Annotated in this window: 21 protein-coding genes; 5 read left to right on the forward strand and 16 right to left on the reverse strand. The window is 65.8% G+C overall.

Annotation, left to right across the window (positions count from 1 at the left end):
* Window positions 1-32: 32 nt before the first annotated feature.
* Genes HOP53_RS07275 through HOP53_RS07285 form a run of 3 tightly spaced genes read right to left on the reverse strand, consistent with a single transcriptional unit; the run spans window position 33 to window position 3,765 of the window.
* Window positions 33-1,538 carry an aldehyde dehydrogenase gene (locus tag HOP53_RS07275; protein ID WP_422677594.1) on the reverse strand — a complete coding sequence of 502 codons (1,506 nt, stop codon included), beginning with the start codon at window positions 1,536-1,538 and terminating at the stop codon, window positions 33-35.
* The gene (locus tag HOP53_RS07280) at window positions 1,535-2,992 is read right to left on the reverse strand and encodes an aspartate aminotransferase family protein (RefSeq protein ID WP_234269372.1); all 1,458 of its coding nucleotides are present in this window, start codon (window positions 2,990-2,992) and stop codon (window positions 1,535-1,537) included. Before HOP53_RS07280 ends, HOP53_RS07275 begins: the two co-directional genes overlap by 4 nt.
* Window positions 2,993-3,003: 11 nt before the next feature.
* Window positions 3,004-3,765 (reverse strand): gamma-glutamyl-gamma-aminobutyrate hydrolase family protein, encoded by a 762-nt coding sequence (locus HOP53_RS07285; protein ID WP_234269373.1) that lies wholly within the window; start codon window positions 3,763-3,765, stop codon window positions 3,004-3,006.
* A 238-nt stretch (window positions 3,766-4,003) separates the two neighbouring features.
* Here HOP53_RS07285 and HOP53_RS07290 point away from each other — a divergent pair, with 238 nt between their 5' ends.
* Window positions 4,004-5,380: a glutamine synthetase family protein gene (locus tag HOP53_RS07290; protein ID WP_234269374.1), complete on the forward strand. Its 1,377-nt coding sequence runs from the start codon at window positions 4,004-4,006 to the stop codon at window positions 5,378-5,380.
* A 97-nt stretch (window positions 5,381-5,477) separates the two neighbouring features.
* Here the strand turns inward: HOP53_RS07290 and HOP53_RS07295 are convergent, their stop codons facing one another.
* From HOP53_RS07295 to hemA, 13 genes are all read right to left on the reverse strand, one after another.
* Complete coding sequence (locus HOP53_RS07295; RefSeq protein ID WP_234269375.1) at window positions 5,478-6,059, reverse strand: glycine zipper 2TM domain-containing protein; 582 nt, start codon at window positions 6,057-6,059, stop codon at window positions 5,478-5,480.
* Window positions 6,060-6,251: 192 nt separating this feature from the next.
* The gene (locus HOP53_RS07300) at window positions 6,252-7,544 is read right to left on the reverse strand and encodes an NAD(P)/FAD-dependent oxidoreductase (RefSeq protein WP_234269376.1); all 1,293 of its coding nucleotides are present in this window, start codon (window positions 7,542-7,544) and stop codon (window positions 6,252-6,254) included.
* A 25-nt stretch (window positions 7,545-7,569) separates the two neighbouring features.
* Window positions 7,570-8,412 carry an ABC transporter permease subunit gene (locus tag HOP53_RS07305; protein ID WP_234269377.1) on the reverse strand — a complete coding sequence of 281 codons (843 nt, stop codon included), beginning with the start codon at window positions 8,410-8,412 and terminating at the stop codon, window positions 7,570-7,572.
* On the reverse strand, window positions 8,412-9,320 hold the full coding sequence (locus tag HOP53_RS07310) for an ABC transporter permease subunit (protein ID WP_234269378.1): 909 nt from the start codon (window positions 9,318-9,320) through the stop codon (window positions 8,412-8,414). The genes HOP53_RS07305 and HOP53_RS07310 overlap by 1 nt, the downstream gene beginning before the upstream one ends.
* Before the next feature lie 27 nt (window positions 9,321-9,347).
* On the reverse strand, window positions 9,348-10,424 hold the full coding sequence (gene potA / locus HOP53_RS07315; protein ID WP_234269711.1) for a polyamine ABC transporter ATP-binding protein: 1,077 nt from the start codon (window positions 10,422-10,424) through the stop codon (window positions 9,348-9,350).
* Between the two features lie 170 nt (window positions 10,425-10,594).
* Entirely contained in the window at window positions 10,595-11,698 is a 1,104-nt protein-coding gene (locus HOP53_RS07320; protein WP_234269379.1) for a polyamine ABC transporter substrate-binding protein, read from the reverse strand.
* An 85-nt stretch (window positions 11,699-11,783) separates the two neighbouring features.
* The gene (locus HOP53_RS07325; RefSeq protein ID WP_234269380.1) at window positions 11,784-13,130 is read right to left on the reverse strand and encodes a glutamine synthetase family protein; all 1,347 of its coding nucleotides are present in this window, start codon (window positions 13,128-13,130) and stop codon (window positions 11,784-11,786) included.
* A 37-nt stretch (window positions 13,131-13,167) separates the two neighbouring features.
* Complete coding sequence (locus HOP53_RS07330) at window positions 13,168-14,463, reverse strand: NAD(P)/FAD-dependent oxidoreductase (RefSeq protein ID WP_234269384.1); 1,296 nt, start codon at window positions 14,461-14,463, stop codon at window positions 13,168-13,170.
* A 220-nt stretch (window positions 14,464-14,683) separates the two neighbouring features.
* Entirely contained in the window at window positions 14,684-15,445 is a 762-nt protein-coding gene (locus HOP53_RS07335; RefSeq protein WP_234269712.1) for a HesA/MoeB/ThiF family protein, read from the reverse strand.
* Between the two features lie 5 nt (window positions 15,446-15,450).
* Window positions 15,451-15,951, reverse strand: coding sequence for a winged helix-turn-helix transcriptional regulator (locus tag HOP53_RS07340; RefSeq protein ID WP_086509881.1), 501 nt, complete (start codon window positions 15,949-15,951; stop codon window positions 15,451-15,453).
* A gap of 186 nt (window positions 15,952-16,137) precedes the next feature.
* Window positions 16,138-17,019, reverse strand: a complete 882-nt coding sequence (prmC, locus tag HOP53_RS07345) for a peptide chain release factor N(5)-glutamine methyltransferase (RefSeq protein WP_338073293.1) — start codon at window positions 17,017-17,019, stop codon at window positions 16,138-16,140.
* A 1-nt stretch (window position 17,020) separates the two neighbouring features.
* Complete coding sequence (gene prfA / locus HOP53_RS07350; protein ID WP_234269385.1) at window positions 17,021-18,109, reverse strand: peptide chain release factor 1; 1,089 nt, start codon at window positions 18,107-18,109, stop codon at window positions 17,021-17,023.
* 11 nt (window positions 18,110-18,120) lie between these two features.
* Entirely contained in the window at window positions 18,121-19,386 is a 1,266-nt protein-coding gene (gene hemA, locus HOP53_RS07355) for a glutamyl-tRNA reductase (protein ID WP_234269386.1), read from the reverse strand.
* Window positions 19,387-19,620: 234 nt separating this feature from the next.
* Between hemA and HOP53_RS07360 the strand changes: the two genes are divergently transcribed.
* The 4 genes from HOP53_RS07360 (at window position 19,621) to HOP53_RS07375 (ending at window position 23,943) form a co-directional block, all read left to right on the forward strand.
* The gene (locus tag HOP53_RS07360) at window positions 19,621-21,375 is read left to right on the forward strand and encodes a tetratricopeptide repeat protein (protein ID WP_234269387.1); all 1,755 of its coding nucleotides are present in this window, start codon (window positions 19,621-19,623) and stop codon (window positions 21,373-21,375) included.
* A gap of 29 nt (window positions 21,376-21,404) precedes the next feature.
* Complete coding sequence (gene lolB / locus HOP53_RS07365) at window positions 21,405-22,019, forward strand: lipoprotein insertase outer membrane protein LolB (RefSeq protein WP_422677595.1); 615 nt, start codon at window positions 21,405-21,407, stop codon at window positions 22,017-22,019.
* Between the two features lie 4 nt (window positions 22,020-22,023).
* Window positions 22,024-22,914, forward strand: a complete 891-nt coding sequence (gene ispE, locus HOP53_RS07370; RefSeq protein WP_234269392.1) for a 4-(cytidine 5'-diphospho)-2-C-methyl-D-erythritol kinase — start codon at window positions 22,024-22,026, stop codon at window positions 22,912-22,914.
* An 87-nt stretch (window positions 22,915-23,001) separates the two neighbouring features.
* Window positions 23,002-23,943 carry a ribose-phosphate pyrophosphokinase gene (locus HOP53_RS07375; RefSeq protein ID WP_176342835.1) on the forward strand — a complete coding sequence of 314 codons (942 nt, stop codon included), beginning with the start codon at window positions 23,002-23,004 and terminating at the stop codon, window positions 23,941-23,943.
* Window positions 23,944-23,947: the final 4 nt, after the last annotated feature.

Here is a 23,947-nt window from a genome sequence, read left to right on the forward strand (position 1 = left end):
GCCGGCTCATCCCCTGCCGGTTTCTGACAGGATCAACTTGGTTGCAGCGACATCCATACACTCTTGAGCTCGGAGTACTCCTCCAGGCTGTGATGCGACTTGTCTCGGCCGTTGCCCGACTGCTTGACCCCACCGAAGGGCATGGTCTGGTCGCCCCCGGCCCAGTTGTTGACGAACACCTGGCCCGACTGCAGCCGCCGCGTCACGCGCATGATGCGGTCGATGTCCTGGCTCCACAGCCCCGCCGCCAGGCCGTAGGGCGTGTCGTTGGCCATGGCCACCGCCTCCTCTTCCGTGTCGAAGCCGAACACCGCCAGCACCGGGCCGAAGATCTCCTCGCGACCGATGGTCATCTGCGGCGTGACGCCGTCGAACACCGTGGGCGGGATGAACAACCCCGGGCCGTCGATGGCCTTGCCGCCGGTGCGCAGCCGCGCGCCCTCTTGCACCCCTTGGCGGATGTAGTCGAGGATGCGACGATGCTGGGCCTCGTCGACGATGGCGCCCATGAAGCTGTCCGGGTCCAGCGGATCGCCCGGCTGCATGTTCTCGGCGGCCTTGAGTACCCGCTCGACGAAGTCGTCGCGAATCGTGTTCTCGACCAGCAGCCGGGAGCCGGCGATGCACACTTCGCCCTGGTTGTGGAAGATCGCCGCGGCGGCGTGGCTGGCCACCAGGTCTAGGTCCTTGCAGTCGGCGAAGACGAGGTTGGGCGACTTGCCGCCGCACTCGAGATAAACCCGCTTGAGGTTGGACTGCCCGGCATACTGCATCAGCTGCTTGCCCACCGCGGTGGAGCCGGTGAAGGCCAGGCAGTCGACCTCCATGGAGAGCGCCAGGGCCTTGCCCACGGTGTGGCCGAAGCCCGGCAGCACCTGGAACACCCCGCGCGGGATGCCCGCCTCCCGGGCCAACTGGGCCAGGCGCAGCGCCGACAGCGGCGACTTCTCCGAGGGCTTGAGGATGACGCTGTTGCCGGCGGCCAGCGCCGGGGCGACCTTCCAGGCGGTCATCATCAGCGGGAAGTTCCACGGCACAATCGCCGCTACCACGCCGATGGGCTCGCGCAGCACCAGGGCCAGGGTTTCCTCGCCGGTGGGGGCCACCTCGCCGTAGAGCTTGTCGATGCACTCGGCCTGGTAGCGGATGCAAGCGATGGCACCATTCATGTCGCCCAGCGAACTCGAGATAGGCTTGCCCATGTCGAGGGTGTCGATCAGCGCCAGCTCGTGCTTGTTGGCTTCCATCAGCTCGGCCAGGCGCAACAGGGTCTTCTTGCGCTTGCCCGGCGCCAGGCGCGACCAGGCGCCGTCGGCGAAGGCCCGGCGCGCCACCGCCACGGCACGCGCGGCATCGGGCTCGTCGCAACTGGCCACCTGGGCCAGCAGTTCGCCGGTGGCCGGGTTGCGCGACTCGAAGGTGTCGCCACTCTCGGCAGCGAGGAAGGTGTCGTCGATGAAGGCGCGCGACTCGAACGACAGCTCGGCGGCTCGGGCCTGCCAGTCGGCCAGGGTGCGAGGGGTTGGCGTACGGCTCACGATCGGGACTCCTCTATTGATGGCTGGATCATGATGGCTGGCTCATCCGCCTGTTCGCGTGCGGCCAGTCGCCTCGCGGTCTCGTCCAGCGCCTCCCAGGCCAGGCGGACCAGCTCATCGATCTCGGCGCGGGTAATGACCAGCGGCGGCGAAATGATCATCGTATCACCCACCGAGCGCATCACCAGGCCATGATCGAAGCAGATGTCGCGACACAGGGTGCCGACGCCAAAGCCCTTGGGGAACCGCGCTTTGTCGAAGCGTTCGCCGGTGTCGGGGTCGATCAGCTCCAGCGCCCCGATCAACCCCAGCGAGCGCACCTCGCTCACCAGGGGGTGATCGGCCAGGGTGGCCCAGCGCTCGGCGAGATAGGGTCCCACGTCGTCACGCACCCGCTCGACGATGCCCTCGGCCTGCATCAGCTCGAGATTCTTCAGCGCCACGGCGGCGCACACCGGATGCCCCGAATAGGTGAAACCGTGGAAGAACTCGCCGCCGCGCTCGATCAGGGTCTCGGCGACGCGGTCGCCCACCAGCACGCCGCCGATCGGCAGGTAGCCGGACGAGATCCCCTTGGCGATGGGCATCAGATCGGGTTTCAAATCGTAGTGGATGCTGCCGAACCACTCCCCCAGCCGGCCGAAGCCGCAGATCACCTCGTCCACTACCAGCAGGATGTCGTACCTGGCCAGCACCTCCTTGACGGCCGGCCAGTAGCTTTGCGGCGGGATGATGGCGCCACCCGCGCCCTGCACCGGCTCGGCGATGAAGGCGGCGACGTTCTCCTCGCCGAGCTCCAGAATCTTCGCCTCCAGGGCTGCGGCGCACTCGCGACCGAACGCTTCCGGGCTGGTATCGCGCCCTTCTCCAACCCGCCCTTGTGCAACCTTTCCCTCACCAAACCAATAGGGCTGCCGAACATGGGCGATCTTGGGTACCAGAGGACCGCCCTGGGCATGCATCGGCGCCATGCCGCCAAGGCTCAGGCCGGCCACGGTGGAACCGTGGTAGGCATTCTCGCGGGCGATGATCCATTGCTTGTCGGGCTTGCCTTCCAGGGCCCAGTAGCGGCGCACCATGCGCAATACCGTGTCGTTGGCCTCGGAGCCCGAGCCGGTGAAGAACACCCGGTTCATGTGCGCCGGCGCCAGCCGGCACAGCATCTCGGCCAGCTTCACCGCCGGCGGATGGGTACTCTTGAAGAAGTTGTTGTAGTAAGGCAGTTCTCGCAGCTGCGCGGTGGCCGCCGCGACCAGCTCCTCGCGGCCGTAGCCCAGATTGACGCACCACAGCCCGGCCATGGCGTCGAGGATGCGGTTGCCCTCGCTGTCGTGGATATAGACGCCCTCGGCGTGGGTGACGATACGGCTGCCCTCCTCGCCCAGCGCCTTGAAGTCGGTGAAGGGGTGCAGGTGGTGGTCCCGATCCAACTTGCGGTAGGTCTCGGTATGCATGGCTCCCCCGATCAGCTCGTCAAGGCCAGTGAGCGCTCGCCGCAGTGCTCGCGGCAGGCGGCGGCGAAACCCTTGAACAGGGCGTCGTAGAGCGGGTGTTCCCGCGGCTGCCATTCGGGGTGCCACTGCACGGCCAGGGCAAACCCCGGCGCCGCGGCCACCGACACCGCTTCGATCAGGCCGTCCGGCGCACGGGCCTCCACGGCAAGCCCGCCGCCCAGCCGGTCGATGCCCTGCTGATGCAGCGAATTGACCCGCGCGTGGGGCTCGGGATGCAGTGCTGCCAGGCGGCCGCCAGGCACGATCTCGATGTCATGGGCCGGCGCGTAGCGAGTGTCGTAGTCGGCTTCCGGCTCGCGGTGATCGGCAAGGTCGGGCACGTTCTGCACCGCCTGGTGCAGGGTGCCGCCATAGGCCACGTTGATCTCCTGAAAACCGCGACAGATGCCCAGCAGCGGCAGGCCCCGCGCCACGGCGGTGGGTATCCAGGCCAGGGCGGCGGCGTCGCGATGCGGGTCGTCATGCGTGTTTTCCGGTGCCCGCTCGGCGCCATAACGCGCAGGCTCGACGTTCGAGTAGCTGCCGGTGAGCAGCAGGCCATCCAGGTGGCCGAGCAGATCGCCGTCGGCGGCGTCCTGCCACACCGGCAGCACCACCGGCGCCATGCCGTAGGCGCGCAGAGCGCTCAGATACTTGTCGGTCACCACATGAGCGGGATGCCCTTCGACTTCGCGACGACAGGCGATGACCCCCACCAAGGGACGGCTCGGCATGACAGCCTCCTCGAATCAGACGATGAAAAAAAGACGAGTGTTGATTAAACTTTCCACCAAGCCGGAGAAAAAATCCACCCCGCCGGCGAAATCTTCGGAAGAAACCCAAGCAAAACCTAGCCAAATAGCCGACAACCGTTATCTCCAGCCGAACACCAGCGTAAAGGATTTGACAACAACGGTGCAGCATCGAAAGATAGAGCGGAACCGGACATCTCAACACACAACAGGTGCTGCCATGCCGTCGCCCAGTGCAGATCAGGCCCGCGAGTTCCTTGACCGTCATCCCGACATCGACAGCATCGATCTGCTGATCAGCGACCTCAACGGCGTGATACGCGGCAAGCGTATCCCCCGAGAAAATCTCGACAAGGTGTTCCATCAGGGTATCAACCTGCCGGCCTCGTTGTTCGCGCTGGACATCAACGGCCATACCATCGAGGCCACCGGCCTGGGCCTCGCCATCGGCGACAGCGACCGAGTCTGCCAGCCGCTGGCGGGAACGCTGATGCCGACCCCGTGGCTGCGCGGCGGGCGCCAGGCGCAGCTGCTTATGACCATGGTCGAGCGCGACGAGAGCCCCTTCTTCGCCGACCCGCGTCAGGTGCTGTCACGCCAGCTGGAGCGGCTGGGCAGGCGTGGCCTGGTACCGGTGGCCGCCGTGGAAATGGAGTTCTACCTGCTGGACAGGGAGCGCACCGCCGAAGGTCGGATCCAGCCGCCACGCTCGCCTCGCAGCGGCGAACGCGCCACCCAGAGCCAGCTCTACTCCATCGGGGAACTCGACGAGTACGCCGACTTTCTCGACGACGTGCGCCAGGCCGCCGAGTGTCAGGGGCTACCGCTGGACACCACGCTCAAGGAGTGTGCGCCGGGTCAGTTCGAGATCACCCTCGGCCACTGCGACGATGCGCTCAAGGCCTGCGACAGCGCCGTGCTGCTCAAGCGGCTGATCAAGGGGGTGGCGCTCAATCACGGCTTCGAAGCCACCTTCATGGCCAAGCCCTACGGACTAGAGGCCGGCAACGGCACCCACGTGCATCTCAGCCTGCTGGATGCCCATGGGCGCAACGTCTTCGCCGCCGAAAACGGCGACCCGCTGGGCAGTGAAACGCTGCACCGGGCCGTCGCCGGGCTGCTCGAACTGATGCCGGCCAGCATGGCGATCTGCGCTCCCAACCTCAACTCGTTCCGCCGCTTCCAGCCGGGGCTCTACGTGCCCATGACCCCGACCTGGGGCTTCGACAACCGCTCGGTGGCCCTGCGCATTCCTTCGGGCTGCAACGACGCCAGGCGCATCGAGCATCGCGTCGCCGGCGCCGACGTCAACCCCTACCTGCTGATGGCCGTACTGCTGGCCGGCATCGACTATGGCATCGACCGTCAGCTGATGCCGCCCGCCCCGGTGGAAGGCAACGCCTACGAACAGTTCGAGCCCACGCTGACCAACAGCTGGCAGCAGGCCCTCGACCTGCTCGAGGCGAGCGAACCGCTCAAGGCCGCCCTCGGCAGCGACTTCGTACATGTTTTCCTGGCCAATCGTCGAGCCGAGCGCGAACAGGCCATGCAGGCGGTGAGCCAGTTGGAGTATGCCTGGTACCTGCGTCACGTTTGACGCAGCGCACCTGATGCAGAGTGATGCCAACCAGGCAAGCGGCGCCCCGGCCTGAGCCGGGGCAATGCAGGACGGGAAAGATAACGAAGGGAAGGAATCAACCGTCCGCGCTGGCCAGCGGCAGGTCCCAGCGCGGCAGGCCCTCGTCGAGCAGCACGCGGTTGCCCTGGGGCCGGTGATCCAGCCGCGACACCTCGGTCAGTTCACCATGACGCCAGGTCACGTCGTAACCGACGGTCTCCTCGGAGCTGTCCATGACGGTGTGACACTGACGCTGCGTGGTGGTGTAGGTCTGGGTCTGGTTGGCCTCGATGCGGCCCTGGATCTCGCGTCCGGCGTAGCCGCCACCGACCGCACCCGCCACGGTGGCCAGGGTCTTGCCGCTGCCACCGCCGACCTGATTGCCCAGCAGGCCACCCACCACGGCTCCCGCTGCGGTGCCGGCGATGCGATGCGGATCGCGGCTGGGCGCCTGCGCCTGCTGGTGCACCACCACGTCCTCACACACCTCGCGGGGCGTCTCGACGCTGCGCGTCACCGGCTGTATCGCCACGACCTCGGCAAACTGGGGGCCGCGCTCCTGCGGCTCCTGGTCCTGCTGCACCTGCCACGCGCCCAGGGCCAGACCACCCAGACCGAGCACGCTCAGCGTGGTACCGATCACGATCGATTTATTCATGACACTCCTCCTGCAGGACGCCACGCGCCCCGGGCTGATAAGGCTCGGCTCGATACGATGTGGAGGAGAGACGCAGGGCGGCGGTTCCATGCCGCCCGTGGGTTACCCTCAGTATACGGCGTCGAGACAAGGCAATAAGCGTAGCGCAGCGGCTTTCACTTTTTTTGTCCCGGTGTCAGCCCTTGGCGACACTCACCAGCCAAGCCGGTCCCGCGTCGCGTAGTACCAGGCACCCAGTGCCGACAGCGGCACCCGCAGCAGCCGCCCGCCGGGGAACGGCAAATGAGGCAGGCCGGCGAAGGCATCGAAGCGCTCGCTCTCGCCGCGCATCACCTCGGCGATCAGCCGACCCGCCAGATGCGAGCAGGTCACCCCATGGCCCGAGTAGCCTTGGGCGTAGTAGACGTTGTCGTTGAACCGGCCGAACTGAGGCAGGCGATTCAACGTCATCAGAAAGTTGCCGCTCCAGGCGAAGTCGATGCGCACATCGGCAAGCTGAGGAAAGGTCTTGAGCATCTTGGGCCGGATCACCGCGGCGATGTCCGCCGGATCCTGCCCGCCGTAGTTGACCCCGCCGCCGTAGAGCAGGCGGCCGTCGGCGGTGAAGCGGTAGTAGTCGAGCAGGTAGTTGCAGTCCTCCACTGCCATGTCGTTGGGAATCAGCTCCCGGCGCAGCGCTTCCGGCAACGGCTCGGTGGTGACGATCTGAGTGCCGCAGGGCATCGACTTGCTCTCTAGCTCCGGCAGCACCCCTTGCAGGTAGGCATTACCGGCCATCACCACGCGCCGGGCGCGCACGCTGCCGCGCGCAGTGGTCAGCGTCACCGTCTCGCCGTGACGCACCCCGGTTACCGGGGTGCGTTCGTGAATGACGCCGCCCAGCGACTCGAAGGCGGCCGCCTGGCCCAGCACCAGGTTGAGCGGATGCAGGTGGCCGCCGGAGTGGTCCACCAAGGCACCGGTGTAGCGCTCGCTGCCGACCTCGCGCTTGTAGGCCTCGCCTTCCAGCATCTCGAGCTCGTGGTTGCCGAACCGCTCCCACAGCGCCTTGTGCTCGCGCAGCCCCTCGAGCTGCTTGCGATTGCAGGCGGCGAACAGATTGCCGTTCTTGAGATCGCAGGCGATGGCGTACTGGCGGATGCGCTCGCGGATGATGCGGTTGCCCTCGAAGGCCATGTCGCCCAGGGCACGGGCGGTGTCGGTGCCGTACTTGGCCTCGATCACGTCCATGTCGCGGCTGTAGCTGTTGACGATCTGACCGCCGTTGCGCCCCGAGGCACCGAAGCCGACCCGGGCGGCTTCGAGCACCACCACGTCATGCCCCTGCTCGGCGAGATGCAACGCCGACGAGATCCCGGTGAAGCCGGCCCCCACCACGCACACCTCGCACTCGATGTCGCCTTCGAGGGCGGGGCGCTCGGGCGAAGGGTTGGCCGTGGCGGCGTAGTAGGACGCCACGTGCTCGGCATTGGCACTGCTCGACATAACTACCTCACACTCAAGGAAAAGGTTATCTACCGGCCGTGATGTCCTGCAGCATCGCCTGCCTCCGCTTGGCCTCGCTGCGCCGCATAAGGTACCAGGTGATGAAGGTGGCCAAAGACACCGCCAGGATGATCAGCGTGGCCAGGGCGTTGATCTTCGGCGAGACGCCTAGACGCACCGAGGAGAACACCACCATTGGCAGCGTGGTGGCGCCGGGGCCGGAAACGAAACTGGCGATCACCAGGTCGTCCAGCGACAGGGTGAAGGCCAGCAGCCACCCCGCCGCCACGGCCGGCGCAATCATCGGCAGCGTAATATGGAAGAAGGTGCGCACCGGCCGCGAGCCGAGGTCCATGGCGGCCTCCTCGATGGAGAGGTCCAACTCACGCAGGCGCGACGCCACCACCACCGCCACGTAGGCACTGCAGAAGGTGGTGTGGGCGATCCAGATGGTGACCATGCCGCGATCCGCCGGCCAGCCGATGGTCTGCGCCATGTGCACGAACAACAGCAGCAGCGACAGGCCGGTGATCACCTCGGGCATCACCAGCGGCGCGGTGACCATGCTGGAGAGTGCCGTCTTGCCGCGAAAGCGGGCGAAGCGCACCATCACGAAGGCGGCCAGGGTACCCAGACACACCGCCATGGAAGCGGAGAAGAAGGCGATGCGCAGGCTGGTCCATACCGCCGAGAGGATCTGCTGATCGCGAAACAGCTCCAGGTACCAGCGGGTCGAGAACCCCGCCCACACCGTCACCAGGCGTGACGCGTTGAACGAGTAGATGACCAGCACGACCATCGGCAGATAGAGAAACAGCAGGCCGACGATCAGCATCACGGTAGTGAAGGAGGGCTTGCGCATGGTCATCACTCCTGAAGCTCTCGGGACTGGTAACGATGGAACAGAGCGATGGGCACGATCAGGATCGCCAGCATCACCATCGCCAGCGCCGAGGCCACCGGCCAGTCGCGGTTGTGGAAGAACTCTTCCCACAGCACCTTACCGATCATCACCGTATTGGGCCCGCCCAGCAGCTCCGGTATCACGTACTCCCCCACCGCCGGTATGAACACCAGCATCGAGCCGGCGATGATGCCGCCCTTGGACAGCGGCAGGGTCACCTTGAGGAAGGTATTGATCTTGCGCGAGCCGAGATCGGAAGCCGCCTCCAGCAGCGAGCCGTCGAGCCGGGTGAGATTGGCATAGAGCGGCAACACCATGAACGGCAGGTAGGCATAGACGATGCCCAATATCACCGCGAAGTTGGTGTTGAGCATGCGAATCGGCGAGTCAATCAACCCCGCCCAGATCAGCAAGTTGTTGATCAGGCCATTGTTGCTGAGGATGCCCATCCAGGCGTAGACGCGGATCAGAAACGAGGTCCAGGAGGGCAGCATCACCAGCAGCAGCAGCACCAACTGCCAATGAACCGGTGCCCGGGCCATGGCATAGGCCATGGGGTAGCCGAGCAGCAAGCACAGTACGGTGGCCAGCAGCGCGATCTTGACCGAGCCCCAGTAGGCCGCCACGTATAGCGTGTCGGTGGCCAGGAAGAGATAGTTGCTGAAGGTGACGACGACGTTCAGCGTCTCGTTGGCGTAGTCGAAAATGGGACTGAAGGGCGGCACCGCAATGGCCGCCTCGGAGAGGCTGATCTTGAGCACGATGCCAAACGGCAGCAGAAAGAACAGCGTGAGCCACAGCAACGGCACGGCGATGACCCAGCCGCGACCGGGCTTGAGCCACCGTCGCAGACGAACGATACGGTTGGTCATGAGTTTTCCCCTGGCTTCGGCGATGGCTCAGTCGTGCAGGATGACGGCGCTATGCTCGTCCCAGTGCACGAAGACCGGCTCGTCCCAGCGCGGCCTGTCGCCGCGACGTTCGGTATTGGCCATGCTGGCCTTGACCAGCTGACCGCTCTCGAGACGCACGAAGTAGACCGACAGGCCGCCCAGGTAGGCGATGTCCTCGACCACCCCGGCCTCCCAGTTGCTGTCGCCCTGTGGCCGTTCGCGGGTGAGGCCGGTCTTCTCCGGACGCAGCGCGACCCATACCCGGCGCTCGTCGGCCTGGGTGCTGACCCCATGGCCGATACGGATCGGGCGGCTCAGCGCCGGGCTCTCGATCACGCAGTGATCGACCTCATCGACCACGATGTCGCCCTCGAACAGGTTCACCGAACCGACGAACTCCGCCACCATGCGGCTGGCCGGGCTCTCGTAGACGTCCATGGGCGTGCCTACCTGGGCGATCCAGCCATCCGACATGATCGCCACCCGGTCGGCCATGGTCATGGCCTCTTCTTGATCGTGGGTGACCATGATGCAGGTCACGCCGACCCGCTCCAGGATCTGCACCACCTCGAGCTGCATCTCGGTACGCAGCTTCTTGTCCAGCGCCCCCATGGGCTCGTCGAGCAGCAGCAGCTTGGGCCGCTTGGCCAGCGAACGTGCCAGCGCCACGCGCTGACGCTGGCCGCCGGAGAGCTGGTGCGGCTTGCGCCGGGCGTAGGCCTCCATGTGCACCAGCTTGAGCATCTCGGCCACGCGCTCCTCGATCTCACGCCGCGGCAACCTGTCCTGCTTGAGACCGAAGGCGATGTTCTGCGCCACCGTCATGTGTGGGAACAGCGCATAGGACTGGAACATCATGTTGATCGGCCGCTCATAGGGCGGCATGGTGGTGATGTCCTCGCCGTCGAGCACGATCTGCCCTTCGCTGGGCTTCTCGAAACCGGCCAGCATGCGAAGCAGTGTCGACTTGCCCGAGCCCGAGCCTCCCAGCAGCGCGAAGATCTCGCCGCGGCGGATCGACAGACTGACGTCGTCCACCGCCAGCACGCCGTCAAAGCGCTTGCTGACGCGACGAATCTCCATCAGCCCCTCTTCCCTTGCCGGTCGCGGCTTGCCCGGCACGGCAGCGCTTTCGGCCGCTCTCTCCGTGGCTCGCTGCACAGGCTCCGACGTGTGTGTCTGGGTCTGCGGCATCGCAGCGTCTCCTCTAGCCAGACAAGAACCCGCCGGCCCCGAAGGGCCGGCATGAAGCCTCACATGCCGGATTTGACCCGGTTCCACACGCGGGTACGTACCCGCTGCACGGCCAGCGGCTTCTCCTCGGCCACGTAGAGGTTGTCCATCACCTCCTGGTCCGGGTAGATGGCCGGATCGTTGAGGATATCGGGGTCGAGATACTCGTTGGCGGCGATGTTGGGGTTGGCGTATACCACGTACTCGGTGATCGCAGCGGCGATCTCGGGCTCGAGGATGAAATTGATGAAGGCATGGGCGTTGTCGGGGTTCGGTGCATCGGCGGGAATCGCCATCATGTCGAACCACAGCGCCGCGCCTTCCTTGGGAATGATGTAGTCGATGGTGAAGTCGCGGCCGGCCTCCTCGGCGCGGTCGGCGGCCTGGAAGATGTCTCCGGAGTAGCCGGCCGCCACGCAGATGTCGCCGTTGGCCAGGTCCGAGATGTAGCGCGAGGAGTGGAAGTAGGTGATGTTGTCGCGCACCGCCGCAATCAGGTCGCCGGCCGCCTCGAGATCGGCCGTCTCTTCGGAGAGCGGAGAGAGACCGAGATAGGCCATGGCCGGTGAGAGCATCTCGTCGCCCGAGTCGAGCATCGAAATGCCGCAGCCGCCCTGACGCAGCGCCGTGGTGATCTCGGGGTCGAAGAGCAGTGCCCAGGAGTCGAGCGGCGCGTCATCGCCGAGAATTTCGGTGACCCGCTCGACGTTGTAGCCGATGCCGTTGGTGCCCCACATGTAAGGAATGGAGTAGCGGCTGCCGGGATCGATGAACTCCAGATCGTCCAACAGCTCCGGGTTGAGGTTGGCCATGTTGGGCAGCTTGTCGTGATCGAGCTCCTGGTACACGCCGGCGCTGATCTGGCGGGTCAGATAGTGGTTGGAGGGTACCACCACGTCATAGCCCGAGCGGCCCGCGAGCATCGCCGCGTCGAGCACCTCGTTGCTGTCATAGACGTCATAGATCACTCGGATGCCGGTGGCCTCGGTGAACTTCTGCAGGGTGTCCGGCGCGATGTAATCCGACCAGTTGTAGACCCGCACCTCGTTCGCCTGAACGGCCGCAGCGGCCAGGGTCAGGGAGCCCAGCGCAACGGCCAGGGACAGCTTGCGTTGACAGGACATGATGGCACCTCTTCTTTGCGTTGTTTTAATTGCACTGTATCCATGAGCCCGACCATGTCATCCGCCGGGCACTCTTCCTGCGCCACTAGACGCTCAGCAGCAGAAACTCCCTCTCCCACGAGCTGATCACCTTCTTGAAATTCTCGTTCTCCACCCGCTTGACCGCGACGTAGCCGGTCACGAAGCGGTGGCCCATGTACTGCTCCAGCTCACTGCAGTTCTCCATGCGCTCCAATGCCTGCTCCAGGGTGAACGGCAGGCGCAGGTTGCGCCGCTCGAACGCCCGCCCCTGCACCGGTGCAGAAGGATTGAGCTGCTGCACCATGCCCAGGTAGCCGCACAGCAGGCTGGCCGCGATGGCCAGATAGGCGTTGGCATCCGCCCCCGGCAGACGGTTCTCGATGCGTCGATTCTGCGGCGATGAATCGGGAACGCGCAGGCCGCAGGTGCGATTCTCCACGCCCCACTCCACGTTGACCGGCGCCGACGTGTCGGGCAGGAAGCGACGGAAGGAGTTGACGTTGGGCGCCATCAGCGGCAGCGCCTCGGGGATGAAACGCTGCATGCCGCCGATATGATGCAGGAACAGCTGGCTCATGGAGCCATCCTCGTTGGCGAACACACTCTTGCCGGTGGCCGCATCCAGCACGCTCTGATGAATGTGCATGGCACTGCCGGGCTCGTTGGTGATCGGCTTGGCCATGAAGGTCGCCACCACGTCGTGCTTGAGCGCGGCCTCGCGCAGGGTGCGCTTGAATACGAACACCTGATCGGCCAGCATCAGGGGGTCGCCGTGACGGAAGTTGATCTCCATCTGGGCGGTCCCCTCTTCATGGATCAGGGTATCGATATCGAGCCCCTGGACCTCACACCAGTCGTACATGTCCTCGAACAATGGATCGAACTCGTTGGCGGCATCGATGGAGAACGACTGCCGCCCGGTCTCCTGGCGCCCGCTGCGCCCGATGGGCGGCAGCAGCGGTAGATCTGGATCCTCGCAGCGCTTGGTCAGGTAGAACTCCATTTCCGGCGCCACCACCGGCTTCCAGCCCTGCTCCGCGTAGAGCGCCAGCACCTTCTTGAGCTGGTTGCGACAGGAGAGCTCGATGGGGTTGCCCATCTTGTCGTAGCAGTCGTGGATCACCTGGGCGGTGGGCTCAAGCGCCCAAGGCACCGGATAGACCGCCGAGCTGTCGGGTCGGCACAGCATGTCGATATCGGCCGGGTCGAGCAGCGCATAGTAGAGCTCGTCCTCGACGTAGTCGCCGGTGACGGTCTGCAGCAGCACGCTTTCGGGCAGGCGCATGCCCTTCTCGGCCATGAACTTCGACACGGGGGTGATCTTGCCGCGGGCGATGCCGGTAATGTCGCTGACCAGACACTCCACCTCGGTGATGCGTCGTTCCTTCAGCCAGCTTTCCAGGTCTTTCATGGGAACCTCGTTGCGGTTCTTGCCGAACCTGTCGTCGTTATAGTCGGTCACGCAGTTTGTAGAAGGTGGTCGCCAGCACCAGCAGCGGCGTGCGCAGGCGCTCGCCCCCCGGAAAGCGGCGGTGTGGCATGGCGGCAAAGAGATCGAAGCGCTCGCTCTGACCGGCGATGGCCTCGGCCAGGAGCTTTCCAGCCAGCCCGGCCAGTGCCATGCCGTGCCCCGAGTAACCCTGGGCATAGTAGACGTTGGCGCCGAGCCGGCCGAAGTCCGGTGCCCGATTGAGCGTGATGGCCACGTCCCCACCCCAGCGGTAGTCGATGCGAACGCCCTCGAGTATTGGGAAGAGCCGCGCGATCTTGGCATCCATGCGCCGCTGAAGGCCGCGCGGCTCGCGCCCATCGTAGCTGACCTCTCCACCATAGATCAGTCGCTTGTCGGCCGAGAGACGATAGTAGTCGAGCACGAAGTTGGCATCGGAAATGGCATCGTTGCGCGGCAGCACCTGGCTGGCCCGCGCCTCGCCCAATGGCTCGGTAGCGACGATGTAGTTGGCCGCACGCATGATGCGCCCGTCCAGCTCCGGCAGTAACCGGCCCAGGTAGGCATTGGCCCCCACCACCACGAAATCGGCATTGATCTCGCCGTGTTCGGTCACCACGGTGGCCGGCTGGCCGCGGCGCACGTCCAGGGCCGGGCTATGCTCGTGGATCGTCACCCCCGCCTGCTGGGCAGCACGCGCCAAGCCCAAGGTATAGTTGAGCGGATGCAGGTGACCGCCTTCGCTTTCGAACAGCGCACCGGGGTAGGCATCGGTGGCAACGCGCTCGCGCAGCGCCTCGCCTTCGAGCCAGGCCAGCGCCTCGTAGCCGTAGTCGCGCGCCATGCGCTCCTGAAACTGTTGCAGTTCGCGCACGTGACGCGGCTTCACCGCGGCATGCAGGTAGCCCCAGGCAAGATCGCAGGGAATCGCATGGCGTTCGATCAATGTCGTCGTCAGGCGTACGGCCTCACGGCTCATCTCCCACACCTGACGGGCCCGCTCACGCCCCAGCGCCTGCTCCACGGTGGCAATGTCGGTACCCAGGCCGGGCAGGATCTGGCCGCCGCTGCGCCCGGAAGCCCCGAACCCGATCTCGTGGGCTTCGAGCAGGACCACCGAGTAGCCGCGTTCGGCCAGATGCAGTGCTGTGGAGCAGCCGGTGATGCCGCCACCGATCACGCAGACGTCCACGCGCTGGTGCCCGCGCTGTGGCGGGCACGCCTGCTCGAGACGTACCGCCACCGAGTCTCGGTAGTAGGAGGCGGGGTTTGCAAAGTGTGCGGCATCGGCCATGCAACGATTCCTGGAATGACCCAGCTTGCGGTTGCTTTAGTCTGGCATCATACCAACGGGGAGTGTCAAGTATCCAACAACGATATTTTCCAAGCGAGCGTCTTAAACCAACCCACAAACCCAAGAAAATTTTGTTAAATCAATAAATTAATAAAATAAAATCGTGGCAAAACGTAACCCGACGGTTACTCGCCATGCAAAACCTGTCAAATAATAACCATCATCTTGCCTGCTCGGTGCCGGCACAGACAGGGCAGGCAGGATCTCGTGGAACCTGGAAGTGGCGCCACTGCCCCGTCATGCCATCGAAGGTGGAGAGCCCACGGTGCGGGGTGCCGGCACCGCTTAGCAGCTTGATCGCCTCCAGCGCCTGAAAGCAGCCGATCAGCCCCACCAGCGGTGCAACGACGCCATTCTCGGCACAACGCAGCTCTTCGTCACCGCCCTCTCCCGGCGGGTAGAGGCAGGCATAGCAAGGGGCGGCCGGATCGCGCGGGTCGAATACGGCGAGCTGCCCCGAGAAGCGGATCGCCGCTCCCGACACCAGCGGCACACCGGCTCGGCGGCAAGCGGCGTTGATGGCATAGCGGCTGGAGAAACGGTCGGTGCAGTCGAGGACCAGGTCGACTTCCGCCACCACCGCGTCGAGGGCGGCCTCGTCGAGATGCGACTCGATCACCCGTATGTCGCAGCCCGGGTTGAGCGCCAGCGCCGAGTCGCGTGCGGAGCACGCCTTGTTACGCTGGAGGTCGGCCATGCCGTGAGCGATCTGACGCTGCAGATTGGAAAGCTCCACTGCGTCGGCATCGGCCAGGGTCAGGCGACCAACGCCGGCGGCGGCCAGGTAGAGGGCCACCGGCGAGCCCAGCCCACCGGCGCCTACCACCAATACCCGCGAGGCCAGCAGGCGCTCCTGCCCCTCGATGTCGATCGCGTCCAGCATGATCTGCCGGCTATAGCGCAGCAGCGCCTCGTCATTCATGGCCATTACTTGCCTTCGAGCTCCTCGATGTCGGGAACGTAGAGCGAGAACTCCTCCTTGACCTCCTCCATCACCACGTAGCTCTTCGACTCCTTGACCCCGGGAAGGGTCAACACCACGTCGCCGAGCAATTGACGGTAAGCGGCCATTTCGGGAATTCGGCACTTGAGAATGTAGTCGAACTGGCCCGAGACCAGGTGACACTCCTGGATCTGCGGCAGACGGGAGACCGCACGACGGAACTCGTCGAACACCGCCGGCGACTGGGTCTCCAGGCTGATCTCGACGAACACCAGCAGGTTGGCCTTGAGCGAGCGCGGATCGAGCACGGCCTTGTAACCGCGAATGACCCCGGATTTTTCTAGACGCTTGACGCGTTCCAGGCAAGGCGTGGTGGAAAGACCTACCTGGGCGGCCAGGTCGACATAGGAGATGCGGGCGTTCTCCTGCAGACAGCGCAGGATCTTGAGGTCGATACGGTCCAGTGAGCGGGTCTTGGTTTTCATTGTCGTGTCGAGCGGTGCCGATTCAGAGTGAGTGAAGCGTCGCCATGACAGCAAATCAACCTGAAAAAGCGCGGCAATCAGGCACAGTGCTGGTGTTCAGTGTCACAAACATGGCGACATTTGGAATTATTTCCTGAACAGGTGTACCACAGCCCCCGCTCCCTCTCCAGTACCGCCCCCTCAACGCTATGACGACAAGCGTCCGAAGGTGACGCGCTCCCGCCCTCCCAGGTCCTGGCGACTGGCCACTTCGACATATCCGCAGCCACGCAGCAGGTCGCGCACGGCGGCCGCCTGGTCGTGGCCATGCTCCAGCGCGACCCAGCCGCCGGGCTCGAGATGACCGACGGCCTGCTTGACGATATGACGCAGATCCGCCAGCCCCGAGTCGGCCGCCACCAGCGCGCTTCTGGGTTCGAAGCGCACGTCGCCCTGCCCCAGGTGAGGATCGGCGGGGTCGATATAGGGCGGATTGGCGGCCACCAGGGTGTAGCGCTCCCCGGCCAGGGTGGCAAACCAGTCGCTGACCTGAAACCGGGCGTTGCCGATGGCCAGACGGTGGGCGTTCGAGGTGGCCAACGCCACGGCCTCGGGCACCCGATCGACGCCAAGCGCCTGCCAGCCGGGGCGCTCGCTGGCGAAGGCCAGCGCAATGGCGCCGGTGCCGGTGCCCAGATCGAGCAGCCGCCCCGATGGTTGGGCCGCCAGTTCGAGCAGCACTTCCACCAGGGTTTCGGTATCGGGGCGCGGAATCAGGGTATGCGGCGAGGTAGCCAGCGGCAGCCCCCAGAACTCGCGCATACCGGTGAGGTAGGCCACCGGGCGCCCCGACGCCCGGGCGGCGACGAGCGCCTCGTAGCGCGCGCGTTGAAAGGTGGAAACCGGTCTGTCACCCCAGGTGTAGAGCCAGGTGCGATCGACCTCGAGCACATGGCAAAGCAGCGCTTCGGCATCGAGCCGGGGGCTGGGTGAGCCCGAACGCGCCAGACGCTCGCTCGCCCTGACCAGCAGCGCATCGAGGCGGGCGGCATCTTCACGCACCGCCCCGCCTTGCCCCTCGGGCGCCACCTCAGGCCTCCTGCTGCAGCGCCGCGAGCTGCTCGGCCTGATGCTCGTGCACCAAGGGATCGAGGACCTCGTCGAGTTCGCCGGCCATGACTTCGCCCAGCTTGTAGAGAGTGAGGTTGATGCGATGGTCGGTGAGCCGCCCCTGGGGAAAGTTGTAGGTGCGGATTCGCTCGCTGCGATCCCCGGAGCCCACCAGGCTGCGACGGGTATCGGCCTGCTCGCGCTGACGGCTCTCCATGGCACTCTGCTTGAGGCGGGCGGCCAGCAGCGACATCGCCTTGGCGCGGTTCTTGTGCTGGCTGCGCTCCTCCTGGCACTCCACCACCACCCCGGTAGGCAGATGGGTGATGCGAATGGCCGAATCGGTGGTGTTGACGTGCTGGCCACCGGCGCCGCTGGAGCGGAAGGTGTCCACCCGCAGATCGGCGGGATTGATGTCGACGTCACCGACCTCGTCGGCTTCCGGCATCACCGCCACGGTACAGGCGGAGGTGTGGATGCGGCCCTGGGACTCCGTGGCCGGCACTCGCTGCACGCGATGCGCGCCCGACTCGAACTTGAGCCTGGCATAGACCCCTTCGCCCTTCACCCGCGAGATGATCTCCTTGTAGCCGCCCTGCTCGCCGTGACTGGCGCTGATCACCTCGACCTTCCAGCCCTGCTTCTCGGCGTAGCGGGAGTACATGCGGAACAGATCGCCGGCGAACAGCGCCGCCTCGTCGCCGCCGGTACCGGCACGAACCTCGAGAAAGACGTTGCGGCCGTCGTCGGGGTCGCGCGGCACAAGCAACTGCTTGAGCCGGACCTCCAGCTGTTCGAGCCGTTCCCGGCCCTCCACCAGCTCCAGTTGGGCCAGCTCGCGCATCTCGGCGTCGCTGTCCTCGGCCAACTGTGCGGCGTCGTCGAGATCCCCCTCGGTGGCACGGTAGTCGCGCCAAGCCTCGACCAGGGATTCGAGCTCGGCATACTCGCGGGAATAGTCGCGGAACCGGGGCTGATCGCCGATCACCTCGGGCTCCGCCAGCAGGGCGGCGAGCTCCTCGAAGCGCTCGACGAAGCCATCGAGACGCTGGCGCAGGGTCGCTTTCATGACGTGTCCTGTCAGATTTTCGTGGTTGGGGAGTCCAGCAGCAGCGCCTCGGCAGCGCTGAGCAGGTCGCGCCGCTCGCTCCCGGACGCTTCGCGCAATGCCACCGTGGGCTGATGCAGCAGCCGGTTGGTGAGCTGATGAGCGAGCAGGCGAATCACCTCTTCGGGATCGTCGCCGCGGGCCAGCCGAGCCAGGGCCTGGCGCTCCGAGAGTTCCCGCAGTTCGGCCGCCCGGTCGCGATAGCGGCGGATCAGCTCGCCGCCGCCGCGGATGCGCCGCTCATGCAGCCAGACGTGCACGCCATGCTCGATCAGCGATTCCGCCTGGTCGGCGGCCGCCTGGCGGTGGCGTCGGTTCTCCTGGATCACCTCGTTGAGGTCATCGACCGTGTACAGGAAGATGTCATCCAGGTCGCCCACCTCGGGCTCGATGTCGCGAGGAACGGCAATATCGACCATGAAGATCGGCCGATGGCGACGCTTCTTCAGCGCCCGCTCGGCCATGCCCTTGCCCAGGATCGGCAGCGGTGCAGCCGTGGAAGAGATGACGATGTCGGAGCGCGCCAGGGCGTCGGGTATCTCGTTGAGCGAAATCGCTTCGGCATTGAACTCGCCGGCCAGCACCTCGGCGCGCTCCCGGGTACGATTGGCCACGATCATGTCGCGCACGCCGGCCTCGCGCAGGTGCCGGGCCACCAGTTCGATGGTCTCGCCGGCACCGATCAACAGCGCCCGGGCGCGGCCGAAGTCCTCGAAGATGCGGCTGGCCAGACTCACAGCGGCATAGGCCACCGACACCGGGTTCTGGCCGATGCCGGTGCGTGTACGCACCTGCTTGGCCACCGCAAAGGTGTGCTGGAACAGCAGCTCGAGCTCACCGCCGAGGCCGCTCGCCTGACGCGCCGACTGATACGCCTCCTTGAGCTGGCCCAGAATCTGGGGCTCGCCCAGCACCATCGAATCGAGTCCGACGGCAACGCGCATCAGATGGCGCGCGGCATCGTTGTCCAGATAGTGGTAGGCGCAGGGGGTGAGCTCATCGAGCTGCAACCCATGGAAGTGGCTCAACCAGTCGAGAATGACTCGCTCGCCGCTCGGCTCGGTGACGCAATAGAGCTCGGTGCGATTACAGGTCGACAGCACAGCCGCTTCGTGCACCTGGGGAATATGGCGCAGCTGGGTCAGCGCCGAGTCCAGTTGCGCGGGAGTGAAGGCGACCCGCTCGCGCACCGCGACCGTGGCCGTCCTGTGGTTGATTCCAAGGGCAAGAAGCGTCATGCGTTAAGCGTCTTCGGTGATGTCGGCCGGCGGCAGCGTAAATGAAAAAAACGTATCTGCGGCGCTGCATTCTATCACAGCCTTGCGCGCTCGGCGCCAGCCACACCAAGCACGTAATTGACACACGACAAGGCAAGCCTCATTCATGGCCTGGCCGCCCCGATCGCAGCCATCCCTTTGCCACCGCGCGGCTAGCCGTTATGCTGACAGCTCGGGACACCAGATGAGACACGCATGCCCTCGACGTTGAAGCGCTCTTCGCGCCAAGGATTGGCGGTACTTGGCCTGGCTGCACTGCTGAGCGGCTGCCAAGGCCTGGCCACCACGCCTTTTGCCACCACCACAGACGACCCCATGGCCACGGCCCCGCCCATCGAGCGCGGCCTGGACGCCGAGGGGTTGGCCACGCTGCTGACGGCGGAGTTTGCCGGACAGCGCGGCGACTACCGTCGCGCCACCCTGGGTTACCTGGCCATGGCCGAGCGCTACCAGGCGGCACCGCTGGCGGAGCGCGGCACGCTTGCGGCGCGTTTCAGCAATGACATTCTGCTGCTCGATCAAGCGGTCAGCACCTGGCACGCACTCGCTCCGGATGCCGAAGCGCCACTGCGCCTGCTCTCCGGATTGGCACTGCAGCGTGGCGACTGGACGACGGCCCTGGAGTGGCGCCTGGCACTGGCACAGCAGGGCCAGCATGCCGAGCTGGCATTGCTCGCCGAACTGGCACTGGAGGCCGGCACCGACCCGCTGCCTCTGCGTGAGCGGCTGCGTGCGCATCTCGAACGCCCCGGTACTACCGCGCACCCTCATTATCACGATGCCGTGCTGGCCACGGCCATTCTGGAAGCAGCCACGGGGCAGTCGCTGCAGGCCGAGCGGCGGCTGGACCTGCTCGCCCGCGACCACGCCGAACTGCCCGCCCTGTGGCTGACCCGGGCTCAACTGGCCCTGGAGGCGAACAACCCGCGCCAGGCCCGCGAGGCCGCAAGCCGCGGCCTGGAGATTTCCCCCGGCGACCCGCGCTTTCTGCTGTTGATGGCGCAAGCCGAGCTGATGCTGGGCAATGTCGCCGCCGCCGAGCGCCACACCTCGACACTGCTCGACGAGCACATCGGCAACCAGGAGCTGCGCATCTCGCTCGCCGGGCTTTATCTTGAAGACGGCCATCTGGATGCCGCACGGCGCCTGCTGCTACCTCTGGTGAGCAGTGACGAGCCCCCACCCGCCGCCTTTTACCTGATGGGCATCATTGCCGAGGAAGAGGACGAGGTGGACAACGCCCTGCTCTACTACCGTCAGGTGGCGCCCGGCGGCGACTTCCTGCGTGCCCGCCTGCGCGCCGCACGCATGCTGATCGACGACGACCGGCTGCTCGACGCCCGCGCCTTCCTGCGTATTGAGCGCCTGCGCCACGAGGCCCGCTTCAGCGAGCTGGTGGCGCTGGAAGTGGAGCTGCTCGGCGAAGCCGGCCTGGAAGCGGAAGCCGACGCGCTGCTGAACCGCGAACTCTCGCGCACTCCCAACGATGAGACCCTGCTTTATCTACGCGGCATGCGCGCCTGGGAGCGTGGCGACATCGAAGCCATGGAGCGCGATCTCGGGCGCATCATCGAAGCCAACCCGGACAGCGCCACCGCCCTCAACGCCCTGGGCTACACCCTGGCGGACCTCAACGTCGAGGATCGCCTGGAAGAAGCCCGTGAGCTGATCGAGCGAGCCCATGAGCTCGAACCCGGCAACCCTGCCATCATGGACAGCCTGGGCTGGGTGTATTACCGCCTGGGCGACCCCGAGCGCGCCCTGCCGTGGCTGGAGCGCGCCTATGCCGGCATGCCCGATCAGGAGATTGCCGCCCACCTGGCCGAGGTACTATGGGTACTGGAAAGGCACGACGAAGCACGCAAGGTGGTCGAACAGGCGTTGCAACGCTTCGATGAACGCCCGCTCATCGACGCACTGCTCGAACGCATACCCGAGCTGGCACCCTGACCCAACCCACTGGCCCACGAGACGACGTCATGAAACACCGGATGACCACGATACGATGCCTGGCAGCGGGCCTGACACTTGCCCTGCTGGCCGGCTGCGCCGCCCCGACGACCGCGCCCGACATGCGCACCGACCGCTGGGAGGCGCAGCAGGAGCGTCTCGCCGAGCTGGACACCTGGATCCTGGTCGGCAAGGCCGGCCTGCGCACGCCCCAGGAGTCGACCAGCGCCAATCTCGACTGGAGTCAGCACCCGCACTACTACCGCATGCTGATCAGCGGCCCCTTCGGCAGCGGCCGCAACCTGCTCGAAGGCCGCGAAGGTCGTTTTTCCCTGACCAACGCCAACGGCCGCTTCGTCGCCGAGACCCCGGAAGCACTGATGCAGCAGCAGCTCGGCTGGTCGCTGCCGGTCAGCTCGCTGGCCGACTGGATCCGCGGCCTGCCCGCCGACCACAGTCAGTACCAGCTCGAGCACGACGATTCGGGCTTTCCTCAGCGCCTGGAGCAGGACGGCTGGCAGATCGACTATCGCGACTGGGTCGAGGTGGAGTCGCTGTGGCTACCGCGTCGCCTGATCATGGAGTACGACGACCTGCGCGTGACCCTGGTGGTCACCGAGTGGCGCCCCGCTCTCGATGATTGAGTCGATGCGTGAGTCGACGACCGAACCGATGAACGACAGCGCGACTGCAACCGAGCTGACCCTGCCGGCGCCGGCCAAGCTCAACCGCATGCTGCAGATCGTCGGCCGCCGCGCCGACGGCTATCACGAGTTGCAGACGCTGTTCCAGTTCCTCGATCATGGCGACACGTTGCAACTATGCCTGCGCGACGATGGCGAAATCCGTCTGACGCCGGCCCTGCCGGGCGTGCCCGACAGCGACAACCTGATCGTACGGGCAGCCCGGCTGCTGCAAGCCGAGAGCGGCTGTCGACTGGGTGCCGACATCCACCTGACCAAGCGCCTGCCAATGGGCGGCGGCCTGGGCGGCGGCAGCAGCGATGCCGCCACCGCGCTGCTCGGCCTCGACCGCCTGTGGCGTCTCGATTTCTCGCTCGAGCGGCTGGCCGAACTCGGCCTGCGCCTCGGCGCCGACGTGCCGGTGTTCGTCCGCGGCCAAGCCGCCTGGGCAGAAGGAGTAGGCGAAAGGCTTACCCCGGTAGCGCTGGACACCCCCTGGTTCGTGGTCGTGCACCCCGGCATCGAAGTCGCCACCGCCGCGGTGTTCGGGGCGGCACAATTGACACGTGACACTGCCCCTATTACCATGGCGCGCGCACTGCAGGGGGGAGCGCCCAGCTGGAGCAACGACTGCGAGCCGACGGTCCGGTCACTCTATCCGCAGGTCGCCGAGGCACTCGACTGGCTAGGCTGCCGGGCACCCGCCATGCTGACGGGAACCGGTGCCTGCGTCTTCGCCCGGCTCGACTCGCAGACCAAAGCGCGGCACATCATGGCCGAGCTACCGAGCCACTATACTGCTTTCATGGCTCGCGGCCTGAACCTCTCCCCGCTACATGCTGCTCTTGGCCGATGAACGCGCTGTCAGCGAGCGCCGAATCGCCGCGCTTGCGGTATCCTGTATCGCCAACTGAGCTCCCCAACACTGCATAGGTGGATGCGCGTGTCAAAATTGATGGTTTTTGCCGGGAATGCCAACCCCGAACTCGCCCAGAAAATCGCCGAGAGTCTCGATACTCGTATGGGGAACGCCACGGTCGGGCAGTTCAGCGATGGCGAGATCGCGGTCGAGATCAACGAGAACGTTCGCGGCAAGGACGTCTTCATTCTGCAGTCCACCTGCGCACCGACCAACGACAACCTGATGGAGCTGATCCTGATGGTTGACGCCCTGCGCCGTGCCTCGGCCACCCGCATCACCGCCGTGGTGCCCTACTTCGGCTACGCACGCCAGGACCGCCGGGTACGCTCTGCCCGGGTGCCGATCTCGGCCAAGGTGGTGGCCGACATGATGGTCAAGGCCGGCGTCGACCGGGTCATGACCATGGACCTGCATGCCGACCAGATTCAGGGCTTCTTCGACGTCCCGGTGGACAACGTCTACGGTTCGCCGATCCTGCTCGACGATATCGAGCGCCAGAACTACGATGACCTGGTGGTGGTATCCCCCGACGTGGGCGGCGTGGTCCGGGCCCGCGCCATCGCCAAGCAGCTCAATGCCGACCTCGCCATCATCGACAAGCGTCGCCCCCAGGCCAACCAGGCTCAGGTGATGCACATCATCGGCGAGATCGAGAACCGCACCTGCGTGGTGGTGGACGACATGATCGATACCGCCGGCACCCTGTGCAAGGCCGGCGACGCGCTGAAGGAACACGGCGCGCGCCGCGTGGTGGCCTACGCCACCCACCCGATCCTCTCCGGGCCGGCAGTGGAGAACATCACCGGTTCGGTACTCGACGAAGTGGTGGTGACCGACACCATCCCGCTGTCCGACGTCGCCCGTCGCAGCGGCAAGATTCGTCAGCTCAGCGTGGCCGGCCTGATCGCCGAGGCGATCCGCCGCGTCAGCAACGAAGAATCCGTCAGCGCCATGTTCCACTGAGACT

This window comes from Billgrantia ethanolica (assembly GCF_021404305.1).
GTDB classification, from domain to species: Bacteria; Pseudomonadota; Gammaproteobacteria; order Pseudomonadales; family Halomonadaceae; genus Halomonas; species Halomonas ethanolica.